The sequence below is a fragment of the Cellulomonas sp. NEAU-ZC6 genome (assembly GCF_056844425.1).
Map to the genome: position 1 here is coordinate 22,312 of NZ_JBXFYH010000003.1, position 13,251 is coordinate 35,562.

Consider the following 13,251-nt stretch of genomic DNA (forward strand, 5'->3'; position numbering starts at 1 on the left):
AAACGATTCGTAGACTGGTGCGGGTGAGCGCGTATCTGGACCACGCGGCCACGACGCCCGTGCTCCCGGAGGCGGCTGCCGTCCTGGTCGAGCACCTGTCGACGACGGGCAACCCGTCCTCCCTGCACACCGCCGGCCGCCGGGCCCGGCGCGCCGTGGAGGAGGCCCGGGAGTCCCTGGCCGCCTCGCTCGGCGCCCGTCCGAGCGAGGTGCTGCTGACCGGTGGCGGGACCGAGGCGGACAACCTCGCGGTCAAGGGCCTGTTCTGGGCGCGGACCGCGCAGGACCCGGCGCGGCGCCGGGTGCTCGTGTCCGCGGTCGAGCACCACGCGGTGCTCGACCCGGCGTTCTGGCTCGCCGAGCACGCCGGTGCGGAGATCGTGCTGCTGCCGGTCGACGACGAGGGCCGCGTGCGCACCGATGCGCTCCGTGACGAGCTGGCCGAGCACGGCGACGCGGTCGCCCTGGTGTCGGTGATGTGGGCGAACAACGAGGTCGGCACCGTCCAGCCGCTCGCCGACGTCGTCCGGCTGGCGCACGCGCGGGGCGTCCCGGTGCACGCCGACGCCGTGCAGGCCGTCGGGCAGGTCCCGGTGGACTTCGGCGCCTCGGGGCTGGACGCGATGACCGTGAGCGGGCACAAGCTCGGCGGGCCGACCGGCGTCGGCGCGCTGCTCGCCCGCCGTGAGCTGGGCCTGGTCCCGGTGCTGCACGGCGGCGGGCAGGAGCGCGGGGTCCGGTCGGGCTCGCTCGACGTCCCGGCGATCGCGGCGTTCGCCGTGGCCGTCGCGCACGCGGTCGCCGGGCGCGAGGCGACGGCCGCCCGCCTGGGCGCGCTGCGGGACGAGCTGGTGGCCGGCGTGCGCGCCGCGGTGCCCGACGCCGTGCTGCGCGGCCCGGCCGACGGCGCGCAGCGGCTGCCCGCCAACGCGCACCTGACGTTCCCCGGCTGCGAGGGCGACTCCCTGCTCTACCTGCTGGACAGCGCGGGGGTGGAGTGCTCGACCGGGTCGGCGTGCCAGGCGGGGGTCCCGCAGCCGAGCCACGTGCTGCTGGCGATGGGCCTGGACGAGGCGGACGCGCGCGGCGCGCTCCGGTTCAGCCTGGGCTGGTCGTCGACCCGGGACGACGTGGCCGCGCTGCTCGCGGCGCTGCCGGGCGTCGTCGAGCGGGCGCGCGCGGCGGGCCTGGCGGGCGCCGCCGGGTCCTCGAAGGCCGGGGTCGCCTGATGCGGGTGCTCGCGGCGCTGTCCGGCGGCGTCGACTCCGCGGTCGCGGCGGCCCGGGCGGTCGACGCCGGCCACGACGTGGTCGGCGTGCACATGGCGCTGTCCCGCGACCGTGCCCAGATGCGCACCGGTTCGCGCGGCTGCTGCTCGATCGAGGACGCGGGCGACGCGCGCCGGGCGGCCGACGTGCTCGGCATCCCGTACTACGTGTGGGACCTGTCCGAGCGGTTCGAGGACACCGTCGTCGCGGACTTCCTCGCCGAGTACGAGGCGGGCCGGACGCCGAACCCCTGCGTGCGGTGCAACGAGCACATCAAGTTCGACGCGCTGCTCGACAAGGCGCTCGCCCTCGGGTTCGACGCCGTCGCGACCGGGCACTACGCCCGCGCGTCGGCCGGGCCGGACGGGACGCCGGTGCTGCGCCGCGCCCGCGACCTCGCCAAGGACCAGTCCTACGTGCTGGCGGTGATGGGGCCGCAGCGGCTGGCGCGCGCCCTGTTCCCGCTCGGCGACGTGACGTCCAAGGACGAGGTGCGGGCCGAGGCCGCGGCGCGCGGGCTCAGCGTGTCCGCCAAGCCGGACTCGTACGACATCTGCTTCGTGGCCGACGGCGACACCCGCGGGTTCCTGCGCGACCGGCTCGGGTCCCGGCCCGGCGAGGTCGTCGACGCCGAGGGCACCGTGCTCGGCACGCACGACGGCGCCTACGGGTACACGATCGGGCAGCGCAAGGGCCTGCAGCTCGGCCGGCCGGCGCCCGACGGCCGCCCGCGGTACGTGCTCTCCATCGAGCCGGTGGCCAACCGCGTCGTCGTCGGTGCGGCGGAGGACCTCGCGGTCGGCGGCGTCGACGCCACCGACGCCGTGTGGTTCACGGCCCCGCCGGCGGAGTGGACCGACTGCGCGCTCCAGGTCCGCGCGCACGGCGCGACGGTGCCGGTGCGCGCGCGGGCGACGGCGGCCGGCGGGCTCGAGATCCGCGTCCTGGGGACGCTCAGCGGCGTGGCCGCGGGGCAGTCGGCGGTGCTCTACGGCGGGCCGGAGGGGGACACGGTGCTGGGGCAGGCGACGGTCGACCGGACTCACCGGGTGCAGGCGTCCGTCACCGCCGGGACCACGGCGTGACGGGGGTCACCGGCACCGGTGCGTGGCCCGGCACGGAGCCCCTCGAGGCGCAGCAGACGGTGCTCGGCGACGTGGCGGACGTGCCCGACGGCGTCGAAGGGCTGCCCTGGACCGTCCGGCTCGCCGAGCGCGGGCCGTACGGCACCCTCGCGGCGCACGCGCTCGGGCTGCTGGCGGACCTGCCGGCCGAGCTGGGACCGCACGGCTGGCGGCTGGCCGACCACCCGGGCCGCGACGCCTCGCGCCTGGACTCGGCGCGCCGCGCCGACCTGGACGCGCTGGCGATCGCGGCGCACGGCTGGGCCGGGCCCCTGGTGGTCCCGGTGTCCGGGCCGCTGACGCTCGCCGCGAGCGTGTACCTGGCGCGCGGTGACCGGGCCGTCGGCGACGCCGGCGCGGTGGCCGAGCTGGTGGAGTCGCTGGGGGCCGGGCTCGCCGAGCACCTGGCGGCGGTGCGCCGGTCCGTGCCGGGCGCGCGGCCGACGGTGCTGCTGCACGAGCCGCTGCTGGCCCAGGTGGTCGCGGGCGTGCTGCCGTCGTTCTCCGGCTACGCCCGGCTGCGCGCCGTGCCGGCGCCGGTGGTCTCGGAGCGCCTGGCGCGGCTGGTGACGCTGCTCCGTGCGGGCGGCGCGGAGCGCGTGGTGCTGCACGTCGGCACGGGCGCCCCCGTGATCGGCGCCGCCCGCGGGGCCGGGGCCGACGCGCTCGGCCTCGACGTCGCCGGGCTGGACGAGCGCTGGTGGGAGCGGATCGCCGAGGTGGTCGAGGCCGGGACCCCGCTCTGGGCGGGGGTGCCGCAGCCGGAGACGTCGCAGTGCGCCGGGCCGGACGTCCGCGGCGTCGCGGACGCGGTGCTGCGGGGCTGGGAGCGGGTCGGGCTGTCCCGGTCCGGGCTGCGGGACGTCGTGCTGCTCGCACCCGCCGGCCCTGCCGTGCCCGGCGGGTCCGGCGGGCTCACCGGGCCGGGCGGCGCCGTGGTCGACCCGGCGGCGGCGCGGGCCACGCTGGCGACGGTGGGACGTGCCGCGGCGCTCGTCGCCGAGCGGGGCGAGGCGTGACGCGGGCGGTGGCCGGGCCCGCGGCGCGCAGGCGGTCGACCTGGCTCGGCCGGCGCACGGCGGGCGGGCTCGCGCTCGGTGCGCTGCTGGCCGTCGCGGGCCTGGTCACCCTGCTGGTGCTGTGGCTCGGTCTCCTCACGGCGAGCCTGCGGACCGGGCTGTCCGACGCGGCCGCCCCGGACGACCCCGCCGGCGCCTGCGTGGCAGCGGCCACGGACGGGGCGGGCGACGCCACGCTGACCTCGACGCTCTTCCCGCCGCGGGCCGTGTGCACCTGGACCGTGGAGGGGGAGCGGAGCACGACGGTGCTGGCGGAGCGGTCCGCGACGGTCGCGACGGTGGCCGCGGTGGTCGCGGCGGCCGGGGTCCTGGTCGTCGCGGTCGCGGTCGCCGCGGCGATCCGGTCCCGGCGCACGGCACGGGACCCGGCGAGCGGATCCGCGGCCGCCTGACCTCGGGTGCGCTCCTGATCGGTGTGTGGACCTGAGCGCACGCCCGCGCCAACGTCGTCTGCGTGAACGGTGACCTGCAGCGCGTGGTCGGACGCAACCTCCGACGGATCCGGACCGGCCGAGGTGTGACCCAGGAGGAGCTCGGCGAGTCGATCGACCGGCACCGCACCTACGTGGGCGGCATCGAGCGGGGCGAGCGGAACCTCGCGCTCCAGACGGTCGAGAGCCTCGCCGACGCGCTGGGCGTGGACCCGTCCGCCCTCCTGGCGCGGGACGACTGACGCGGGCCCGGCCCCACCCGGGCGGCTGAGGTGGGGCCGGACCCGCGACGGGTCACGCGCGGGCCAGGTCCAGCGCGCGGTCCAGCGCCGGCACGAGGCGGGCCCAGGACTCGGCGGTGAGCTCCAGCAGCTGCACCGACCCGTCGCCCGCGTACACCCAGGTGGTGCGGGCCCCGTCGCGCCGGTGCACGGCCACGGCGAGGTCCGCGTGCGCCGTGCGGTCGAGCGACTCGGGCGAGCGCGGCGGCACCTCGTCGGGCCGGGCGTGCACCGGCCGGGCAGCACCGCCCAGCAGCTGGCGGGCCGGCACCGACATCGACGTGCTGACGTGCACCCGGTCGCCCTCGAGGTCGTCCTCGGCGTGCAGCACCACGCACCAGGGCGGGCAGGTGTCGACCTGCCAGGTCGGTCGGTGGTCCGTCGTCTTCATGGCTCCTCCTCGGATCGGTCTCCCGAGGGGCCTCGGCGGCCCGTACCCCTCGTCCGGAACCACCCTGACCGCGACCACCGACAACCCGGGGCCGTCGTCCACAGGGGCCCGGTCAGCCCCCGTCGGCGAGGCCCAGCAGCACCCGCACGTCGACGCCCAGCCGCTCGGCCAGGCGCTCGACCGAGCGGAGCGTGAGGTTGCGCTCGCCGCGCTCCACCCCGCCGAGGTACGTGCGGTGCACGCCCACGGCACGCGCCAGCTCCTCCTGGCTGATGCCGCGCTCGGTCCGGATCCGGCGCACGCGCCGCCCGACGTCCACCTGCAGGTCGCCTTCCATGGCGCCCACGGTCGGTGTCCCGCTACTTCTCTGTCTACAGACCTATGAGTAGCACCTCGGCGGCGCGCGCGTCCACCCCCACCCGTCCCCGCGCGGGTGCGCTGTCGGGGCCGCGCGGCATGATGTGCGCGTGGACGCGACACGACCCGAGACGACCCCCGACGACGCCGGCCTGGACGAGGCCGGCGCCCGCCAGCGCTGGACCGAGCTCGCGGACCGCGTGCGCGAGCTGCAGTTCGCCTACTACGTGCGGGACGAGCCGGCCGCGAGCGACGCCGAGTACGACGTGACGATGCGCCGGCTGGAGGCGCTCGAGGACGCGTACGCGGACCACGGGCTGCGCACGCCGGACTCGCCCACGCAGAACGTCGGCGGGACGTTCTCCACCGAGTTCCGCGCGGTCGACCACGTCGAGCGGATGCTGTCCCTGGACAACGCGTTCTCCGCGGAGGACGTCGCGGCCTGGGCCGAGCGGGTGCACCGCGACCTCGAGTCCGCCCCGGACGCGACCGTCGACTACCTGACCGAGCTCAAGATCGACGGGCTGGCCATCGCCCTGCTCTACGAGCGCACCGGTGCCGGCCCGGCGCGCCTGGTCCGCGCCGCGACCCGCGGCGACGGGCGCACCGGCGAGGACGTCACGCTCAACGTGCGCACGATCGCCAGCATCCCGGACACCCTCGCGGGGGACCCGGCGACGCACCCGGAGCAGATCGAGGTGCGCGGGGAGGTGTTCCTGCCGGTCGAGGCGTTCGAGCGCCTGAACGAGGCCCAGGTCGCCGCCGGCAAGGCACCGTTCGCCAACCCCCGGAACGCCGCGGCGGGGTCGCTGCGGCAGAAGGACCCGCGCGTGACCGCGGGCCGGCCGCTCGGGATGTACGCGCACGGCGTCGGGGCGCTGCGGTGGGGTCCCGGCGCCGTCGCGCTGGAGCGGCAGTCGCAGGTGTACGAGCTGCTCGCCGGCTGGGGCGTGCCGACGTCCCCGCACTACCGGGTCGTCCCCTCCCTGGCCGACGTGACGGCGCGCATCGCGGAGATCGGCGAGCACCGGCACGCGTACGAGCACGAGATCGACGGGGTCGTCATCAAGATCGACGACCTCGGGCTGCAGCGGCGGCTCGGGGCGACCAGCCGCGCGCCCCGGTGGGCGATCGCCTACAAGTACCCGCCGGAGGAGGTCAACACGCGCCTGCTGGCGATCGAGGTGAACGTCGGCCGCACCGGCCGCGTCACCCCGTACGCCGTGATGGAGCCGGTCAAGGTGTCGGGGTCGACCGTCGCGATGGCGACGCTGCACAACAAGGACGTCGTCGCGCTCAAGGGCGTCCGTCCCGGGGACATGGTCGTGCTGCGCAAGGCCGGGGACGTCATCCCGGAGATCGTCGGACCGGTCACGGCGCTCGCGGACGACGGCTACCCCCGGACCGACTGGGTAATGCCGACCGAGTGCCCCGAGTGCGGGTCGACGCTGCGGCCGATGCGCGAGGGCGACGTCGACCTGCGCTGCCCGAACGCCCGGAGCTGCCCGGCGCAGGTCCGCGGCCGCGTCGAGCACATCGGGTCCCGCGGTGCGCTCGACATCGAGGCGCTGGGCGAGGTGACCGCGGCCGCCCTGACCCAGCCCGAGATCCCCGAGGTGCCGCCGGTCGTGAACGAGGCCGACCTGTTCGAGCTGGTCGGCTGGGCGCCGGACGCCTCCGAGGAGGAGCGCGACCGCGTGCGCGCCCGCAGCTTCGCCGCGCTGCAGCAGGTGCAGGTCGTGGTCCGGGACCCCGAGACCGGCGAGCCGCGGGTGGACGAGGACGGCAGCGTGCGCCGGCGGACCCCGTTCCGGCGCCGGCTCACGTACGGCGTCAAGGCGCGCCGGGACGCCGAGGCCGCCGGGCAGCCGCTGCCCGAGTACGAGGACGTGCCGTCCGAGGCCGCCAAGAAGCTGCTGGACGAGCTGGACGCGGCCAAGACCAAGCCGTTCTGGCGGGTGCTCGTCGCGCTGAGCATCCGGAACGTCGGACCGACCGCCGCCCGCGCGATCGCGCAGCGGTTCGGGTCGATGGACGCGCTGCGCGCCGCGCTCGCCGACCCGGAGGCCGCGCGCGCGACGCTGGCGGGCGTCGACGGCGTCGGGCCCACGATCGCCGACTCGGTCCTCGACTGGTTCGCCGAGGACTGGCACGCGGACATCGTGGACCGGTGGCGCGCGGCCGGCGTCGTCATGGCGGACGAGCCCGATGCCTCGGCGCCCCGGACGCTCGAGGGGCTGACCGTCGTCGTCACCGGCAGCCTCGACGGCTTCAGCCGGGACGGTGCCAAGGAAGCCGTGCTGTCCCGGGGCGGCAAGGCGTCCGGCAGCGTGTCCAAGAAGACCGACTACGTGGTGGTGGGGGAGAACGCCGGGTCCAAGGAGGCCAGGGCGCGCGAGCTCGGGCTGCGGATCCTGGACGAGGCCGGGTTCGTCGCGCTGCTGGCGCAGGGGCCCGCGGGGGTGGGCGACGTGCCCGCCGCGGACGGGGCCCCGGACGCGGACGCGGCCCCGGAGGCCGATGGGGCCCCCGAGCCCGGCGCGACCCCGGACGCGGACGCGTGACGGCGCCGGTGCACGTCCGGGTCGCCCGGCCGGAGGACCACGACCAGGCCGGCGCCCTGACCGCCGAGGCTTACCACGCCGACGGTCTGCTGGTGACGGACCCGGAGTACGCGGACGAGCTGCGCGACGCCGCCCGCAGGGCCCGCGAGGCGGTGCTGCTGGTCGCGACCGTGCCGGGAGACGCGGGCGAGGTCGTCCTCGGCACCCTGACGCTGGCCCCGTACGGCACCTCGTACGCGGAGATCGCCGAGCCCGGCGAGCTCGAGCTGCGGATGCTCGCCGTCGCTCCGGAGGCCCGGCGCCGCGGGGTCGCGGAGCGGCTCGTGGCGGCGGCGTTGCGCGAGGCCGTCGCCCGGCGCGCACGGGGCGTCGTCCTGTCGACGCGCCCGGCGATGGCCGCCGCGCGCCGGCTGTACGACCGCCTCGGGTTCGTCGCCGCGCCGGACCGCGACTGGGCGCACGAGCACGTCGCGCTCGAGACGCTCACCTGGACCCCGCCGGTCGCGCCCGGGGTCCTCGTCGAGTCCGCGACCTGGGTGCCGGTGACCACCGAGGTGGTGGACGGCTGGCGGCTCGGGCTGTCCGGCGGGTTCACCCGCCGCGCCAACAGCGCGCTGCCGCTCGGCACGCCGGCGGACCTCGACGCGACGCTGGGACGGGTCGAGGCCCGGTACGCCGAGGCGGGGCTGCCCGCCGTCGTCCGGGTCTGCTCCGCCGCCACCCCGGGGCTCGCCGACGTGCTCGCCGCGCGCGGCTACGCGGAGGCGGCGGTCACCGACGTGCTGGTCCGGGACCTCGTCGCGCTGCCGCCCGCCCGGCCGGCGGCGCCGCCGGAGGTGCGGCTCGCGGTGGCCGACCGGCCCGATGCCGCCTGGCTCGACGGCTGGCTCGGCGTGAAGGCGCACGGGCACGCCGTGGACACGGAGGCCGCCGAGCGGGTCCTGCTGGGGTCGCCGGCGCTCTACCTCACCGCCACGGCACCCGACGGCGCGGTGCTCGCCGTGCTGCGGGCGGCGCTCACCGAGGGCTGGGCGGGCCTGGCCTGCCTGGCGGTCGCGCCGGACGCGCGCCGCCGGGGCCTGGGTCGGCTGCTCACCCGGGCCGGCCTGCGGGTCGCCGCCGAGCGGGGCGCGCGGCGCGCGTTCCTGCAGGTGGAGACGAGCAACCAGGGCGCCGCCGACCTGTACGCCGCGGAGGGGTTCCGGCCCGCCGAGCGCTACGCCTACTGGGAGCGCTGAGCCGCCCCGGTCGCCGAGCGGGTGCGCGCGGGCCGGACGATACTGGCGCGATGATCGCGATCGAGCGCGCCGAGCTCCTGCAGGCGGCCGGCCTGCGCTGGACGCCCCGGTCCGGGGACCGCTTCACCCTGCGCCAGCCCGCGCTCGCGGGCGACGTCTTCACGATCAGCGAGATGACGATCGAGCCGCACGTCTACCCGTCGGGGACGGTGCTCGGGTTCAACGGCACCACCGAGTGGGCGCTCGACTCCGTCACCCAGGAGGACGCGGTGTGGCTGCCGCGCGAGGACCAGCTGCGCGAGCTGCTCGGCGGGACGTTCCGCAGCCTGGCCCGGGCGCTGGACGGGTCGTACCTGGTGGTCGTCGAGCTGCCGGGCCAGCCCGAGCGGTCGTTCGCCGCCGAGCAGGCCGCCGACGCCTACGCCGACGCCGTGCTCGCCCTGGTGTCCGCCGCGCGCGTCTAGACTCGCAGGCATGTCCTCCCTCTCTCGTGACGAGGTCGCGCGCGTCGCGGGCCTGGCGCGGATCGACCTGACCTCCGAGGAGATCGACCGGCTCGCCGGCGAGCTCGACGTGATCGTCGAGTCGGTCGCCCGGGTCAGCGAGGTCGCCACGCCCGACGTGCCGGCCACCAGCCACCCGCTGCCGTTGACCAACGTGTTCCGCCCCGACGTGCCCGAGCAGCCCCTGACGCAGGACCAGGCCCTGTCCGGCGCCCCGGCGTCGCAGGACGGCAAGTTCCTCGTCCCGCAGATCCTCGGGGAGGAGTGACATGACCGACCTGACCCGCCTCTCCGCCGCCGACCTGGCCGACAGGCTCACCGCGCGCGAGGTCACCAGCGTCGAGGCCACCCAGGCCCACCTGGACCGGATCGCCGCCGTCGAGCCCGCCGTGCACGCCTACCTGCACGTCTCCGGCGAGCAGGCCCTGGCCACCGCCCGCGAGGTCGACGAGCAGCGCGCCGCCGGCGCCGAGCTGCACCCGCTGGCCGGCGTGCCGATCGCCGTCAAGGACGTCGTCGTCACGCAGGGCCTGCCGACCACCGCCGGCTCGAAGATCCTCGAGGGCTGGGTGCCGCCGTACGACGCGACCCTGGTCGAGCGGATCAAGGCCGCGGGCCTGCCGATCCTCGGCAAGACCAACATGGACGAGTTCGCCATGGGGTCCTCCACCGAGCACTCGGCCTACGGCAACACGCACAACCCGTGGGACCTCGACCGGATCCCCGGCGGCTCCGGCGGCGGCTCGGCCGCGGCCGTCGCCGCGTACGAGGCGCCGCTGGCCATCGGCACGGACACCGGCGGCTCGATCCGCCAGCCCGGTGCGGTCACCGGCACGGTCGGCGTGAAGCCGACGTACGGCTCGGTGTCCCGCTACGGCCTCATCGCGCTGGCGTCGTCGCTGGACCAGGCGGGCCCCGTGACCCGCACGGTGCTCGACTCGGCGCTGCTGCACGAGCTGATCGGCGGGCACGACCCGCGCGACGCCACCTCCATCGCGGAGCCGCTGCCCGGCCTGGTCGCCGCGGCCCGCCAGGGCGCGACGGGCGACCTCACCGGCGTGCGCGTCGGCGTGGTCCGCGAGCTGCAGGGCGAGGGCTACCAGCCCGGCGTCCTGGCCCGGTTCGAGGAGTCGCTGGAGCTGCTCCGCGGCGCGGGCGCCGAGATCGTCGAGGTCTCCTGCCCGCACTTCGACTACGCGCTCGGCGCCTACTACCTGATCCTGCCGAGCGAGGCGTCCAGCAACCTGGCCAAGTTCGACGGCATGCGGTTCGGCCTGCGGGTCGAGCCGTCGCAGGGCCCGGTCACGGCCGAGCGGGTCATGGCCGCCACCCGCGGCGCCGGCTTCGGCGACGAGGTCAAGCGCCGGATCATCCTGGGCACGTACGCCCTGTCGGCCGGCTACTACGACGCCTACTACGGCTCGGCGCAGAAGGTCCGCACGCTGATCCAGCGCGACTTCACCGCCGCGTTCACGCAGGCGGACGTGCTGGTGTCGCCGACGGCGCCCACCACGGCGTTCAAGCTGGGCGAGAAGCTCGACGACCCGCTGGCGATGTACCTGAACGACGTCGCCACCATCCCGGCCAACCTGGCCGGCGTGCCGGGGATGTCGCTGCCGAACGGCCTGTCGGACGACGGCCTGCCCGTCGGCTTCCAGGTGCTGGCCCCCGCCAAGGCGGACGACCGGCTCTACCGCGTGGGCGCCGCCCTCGAGGCGATGCTGGAGAAGAACTGGGGCGGCCCGCTGCTGGCCAAGGCTCCCGAGCTGGAGGTGGGCGAGTGAGCACCCAGACCGTCGACCTGGTCGACTACGACGACGCCGTGGCCCGGTTCGACCCGGTCATCGGCATCGAGGTGCACGTCGAGCTCGGCACGCGGACCAAGATGTTCGACGCCGCGCCGCAGACCTTCGGCGACGAGCCGAACACCGCGGTGACGCCGGTGTCGCTCGGCCTGCCGGGGGCGCTGCCCGCCGTCAACGGCACCGCCGTGGAGTACGCGATCCGGATCGGCCTCGCGCTGAACTGCCAGATCGCCGAGTCCTGCCGGTTCGCCCGGAAGAACTACTTCTACCCGGACGTCCCGAAGAACTTCCAGACGTCGCAGTACGACGAGCCGATCGCCCACGACGGGTACCTGGACGTCGAGCTCGAGGACGGCACGGTGTTCCGCGTCGAGATCGAGCGCGCGCACATGGAGGAGGACGCCGGCAAGAACACCCACGTGGGTGGGTCGACCGGCCGCATCCAGGGCGCCGAGTACTCGCTGGTCGACTACAACCGGGCCGGCATCCCGCTGGTGGAGATCGTCACCCGGCCGATCGTCGGTGCCGGCGAGCGCGCCCCCGAGGTCGCGCGCGCCTACGTGCAGACGCTCCGGGACATCTTCCGGGCGCTCGGCGTCTCCGAGGCCCGGATGGAGCGCGGCAACGTGCGCGCCGACGTCAACGTCTCCCTGCGCCCGACCCCGGAGTCGCCGCTGGGCACCCGCACCGAGACCAAGAACGTGAACTCGTTCCGGTCCGTCGAGCGCTCCGTGCGGTACGAGATCAGCCGCCAGGCCGCGATCCTCGACGCGCAGGGCACCGTCACCCAGGAGACCCGGCACTGGCACGAGGACACCGGCATCACCACGGCCGGCCGCGTGAAGTCGGACGCCGAGGACTACCGGTACTTCCCGGAGCCCGACCTGGTGCCCGTCGCGCCGTCGCGCGAGTGGGTCGAGGAGATCCGCGCCGGGCTGCCCGAGCTGCCCGCCGCCCGGCGCCGCCGGCTGCAGGGCGACTGGGGCTACGCCGACGCCGAGATGCGCGACGTGGTGAACGCGGGCGCGATCGAGCTGATCGAGGCGACCGTGGCCGCCGGTGCCAGCCCCGCCGCCGCGCGGAAGTGGTGGATGGGCGAGCTGGCCCGCACAGCGAAGGCGCAGGAGGTCGAGCTCGGCGACCTGCCGATCACGCCGGCGCAGATCGGTCAGCTGCAGCAGCTGGTCGACGCGGGCCGGATCAACGACAAGCTCGCGCGCCAGGTGCTCGAGGGCGTGCTCGCGGGGGAGGGCGACCCGGAGGCGGTCGTCGTCGCGCGCGGGCTCGAGGTCGTCTCCGACGACGGCCCGCTGCTCGAGGCCATCGACGCCGCGCTCGCCGCGCAGCCGGACATCGCGGAGAAGATCCGCGGCGGCAACCTGGGCCCGGTCGGCGCCATCATCGGGTCGGTCATGAAGGCCACCCGCGGGCAGGCGGACGCCGGGCGCGTCCGCGAGCTCGTGCTGGAGCGCGTCCAGGCCTGAGGCACCACGACGGCGGCGCACCTGCGACGGGTGCGCCGCCGTCGTCGTGCGTGGCGAAACATCCCGGTCACCCGGAGTGCCTAGCATCGGGTCATCGGCAGGGGAGGAACTGATGGAGAAGCCCACGCTCGAGGGCGAGATGATCCACCTGCGACCCGTCCGCGCGGACGACGCCGCGGCGATGTGGGACATGGTGAACGACGCCGAGGGCATGCGGATCATCGGGTCGACGACGGAGTTCACCCGCCCGATGGTCGACGCGTGGTGCGCGGCCGTCGCCGGGATGGAGGGCCGGATCGACCTGGCGATCACCGCCAACGGGTCGGACGAGTACCTCGGGGAGATCGTGCTGGAGCCGATCGACGAGAAGCTCGGCTCCGCCGGCCTGCAGCTCGTCATGCGCCCCGCCTACCGGGGCCGCGGCTACGGCACCGAGGCGATCCAGCTGGTGCTCGGCCTCGCGTTCGACGGGATCGGCCTGCACCGCGTCGGCCTGGACGTCCTGAGCATCAACGCCCGTGCCCGGTCCCTGTACGAGAGCATCGGCTTCGTCGTCGAGGGCCGGCGGCGGGACGCGTACCGCGACGGCGCCGGGTGGTGCGACGCGATCGTCATGGGGATGCTCGACGACGAGTACCGGGCGCTGAGCGCCGCCTGACCCGCGGGTGCACGCACGAGGCGCCGGTCCCCCTCGGCAGGGGGACCGGCGCCTCGTCGGTGCGGGTG

Annotated in this window: 14 protein-coding genes; 12 read left to right on the top strand and 2 right to left on the bottom strand. The window is 76.1% G+C overall.

Features of this window, described 5'->3' with window-relative positions; all coding sequences use genetic code 11:
- Window positions 1–23 precede the first annotated feature (23 nt).
- The 5 genes from AC1050_RS13670 to AC1050_RS13690 all read left to right on the top strand — a co-directional run bounded on the left by AC1050_RS13670 (window position 24) and on the right by AC1050_RS13690 (window position 4,144).
- Window positions 24–1,229, top strand: a complete 1,206-nt coding sequence (locus AC1050_RS13670; protein ID WP_482387953.1) for a cysteine desulfurase family protein — start codon at window positions 24–26, stop codon at window positions 1,227–1,229.
- Window positions 1,229–2,353 (top strand): tRNA 2-thiouridine(34) synthase MnmA, encoded by a 1,125-nt coding sequence (mnmA, locus tag AC1050_RS13675; protein ID WP_482387954.1) that lies wholly within the window; start codon window positions 1,229–1,231, stop codon window positions 2,351–2,353. The genes AC1050_RS13670 and mnmA overlap by 1 nt, the downstream gene beginning before the upstream one ends.
- A complete protein-coding gene (locus tag AC1050_RS13680; RefSeq protein WP_482387955.1) occupies window positions 2,350–3,411 on the top strand; it encodes a uroporphyrinogen decarboxylase/cobalamine-independent methonine synthase family protein in 1,062 nt (353 codons plus the stop codon). Before mnmA ends, AC1050_RS13680 begins: the two co-directional genes overlap by 4 nt.
- Window positions 3,408–3,863 (top strand): hypothetical protein, encoded by a 456-nt coding sequence (locus tag AC1050_RS13685; RefSeq protein ID WP_482387956.1) that lies wholly within the window; start codon window positions 3,408–3,410, stop codon window positions 3,861–3,863. The genes AC1050_RS13680 and AC1050_RS13685 overlap by 4 nt, the downstream gene beginning before the upstream one ends.
- An 83-nt stretch (window positions 3,864–3,946) precedes the next feature.
- Window positions 3,947–4,144, top strand: coding sequence for a helix-turn-helix domain-containing protein (locus AC1050_RS13690; RefSeq protein ID WP_482388395.1), 198 nt, complete (start codon window positions 3,947–3,949; stop codon window positions 4,142–4,144).
- 52 nt (window positions 4,145–4,196) lie between these two features.
- On the opposite strand, the gene AC1050_RS13695 is transcribed toward AC1050_RS13690, so the two are convergent.
- Together AC1050_RS13695 and AC1050_RS13700 are read right to left on the bottom strand one after the other, a co-directional pair.
- A complete protein-coding gene (locus AC1050_RS13695) occupies window positions 4,197–4,574 on the bottom strand; it encodes a DUF6907 domain-containing protein (protein WP_482387957.1) in 378 nt (125 codons plus the stop codon).
- A 112-nt stretch (window positions 4,575–4,686) separates the two neighbouring features.
- Complete coding sequence (locus AC1050_RS13700) at window positions 4,687–4,911, bottom strand: helix-turn-helix domain-containing protein (RefSeq protein ID WP_482387958.1); 225 nt, start codon at window positions 4,909–4,911, stop codon at window positions 4,687–4,689.
- A 130-nt stretch (window positions 4,912–5,041) separates the two neighbouring features.
- On the opposite strand from AC1050_RS13700, the gene ligA reads away from it, so the two are divergent.
- The 7 genes from ligA (at window position 5,042) to AC1050_RS13735 (ending at window position 13,183) form a co-directional block, all read left to right on the top strand.
- A complete protein-coding gene (gene ligA / locus AC1050_RS13705; RefSeq protein ID WP_482387959.1) occupies window positions 5,042–7,495 on the top strand; it encodes an NAD-dependent DNA ligase LigA in 2,454 nt (817 codons plus the stop codon).
- On the top strand, window positions 7,492–8,733 hold the full coding sequence (locus tag AC1050_RS13710; RefSeq protein WP_482387960.1) for a GNAT family N-acetyltransferase: 1,242 nt from the start codon (window positions 7,492–7,494) through the stop codon (window positions 8,731–8,733). The genes ligA and AC1050_RS13710 overlap by 4 nt, the downstream gene beginning before the upstream one ends.
- A 50-nt stretch (window positions 8,734–8,783) precedes the next feature.
- A complete protein-coding gene (locus tag AC1050_RS13715; RefSeq protein WP_482387961.1) occupies window positions 8,784–9,197 on the top strand; it encodes a pilus assembly protein CpaE in 414 nt (137 codons plus the stop codon).
- 10 nt (window positions 9,198–9,207) lie between these two features.
- Window positions 9,208–9,504 (top strand): Asp-tRNA(Asn)/Glu-tRNA(Gln) amidotransferase subunit GatC, encoded by a 297-nt coding sequence (gatC, locus tag AC1050_RS13720; protein WP_482387962.1) that lies wholly within the window; start codon window positions 9,208–9,210, stop codon window positions 9,502–9,504.
- Between the two features lies 1 nt (window position 9,505).
- Window positions 9,506–11,020 (top strand): Asp-tRNA(Asn)/Glu-tRNA(Gln) amidotransferase subunit GatA, encoded by a 1,515-nt coding sequence (gene gatA / locus AC1050_RS13725; protein ID WP_482387963.1) that lies wholly within the window; start codon window positions 9,506–9,508, stop codon window positions 11,018–11,020.
- Entirely contained in the window at window positions 11,017–12,525 is a 1,509-nt protein-coding gene (gatB, locus tag AC1050_RS13730; RefSeq protein ID WP_482387964.1) for an Asp-tRNA(Asn)/Glu-tRNA(Gln) amidotransferase subunit GatB, read from the top strand. Before gatA ends, gatB begins: the two co-directional genes overlap by 4 nt.
- A gap of 112 nt (window positions 12,526–12,637) precedes the next feature.
- A complete protein-coding gene (locus tag AC1050_RS13735; RefSeq protein ID WP_482387965.1) occupies window positions 12,638–13,183 on the top strand; it encodes a GNAT family N-acetyltransferase in 546 nt (181 codons plus the stop codon).
- Window positions 13,184–13,251: the final 68 nt, after the last annotated feature.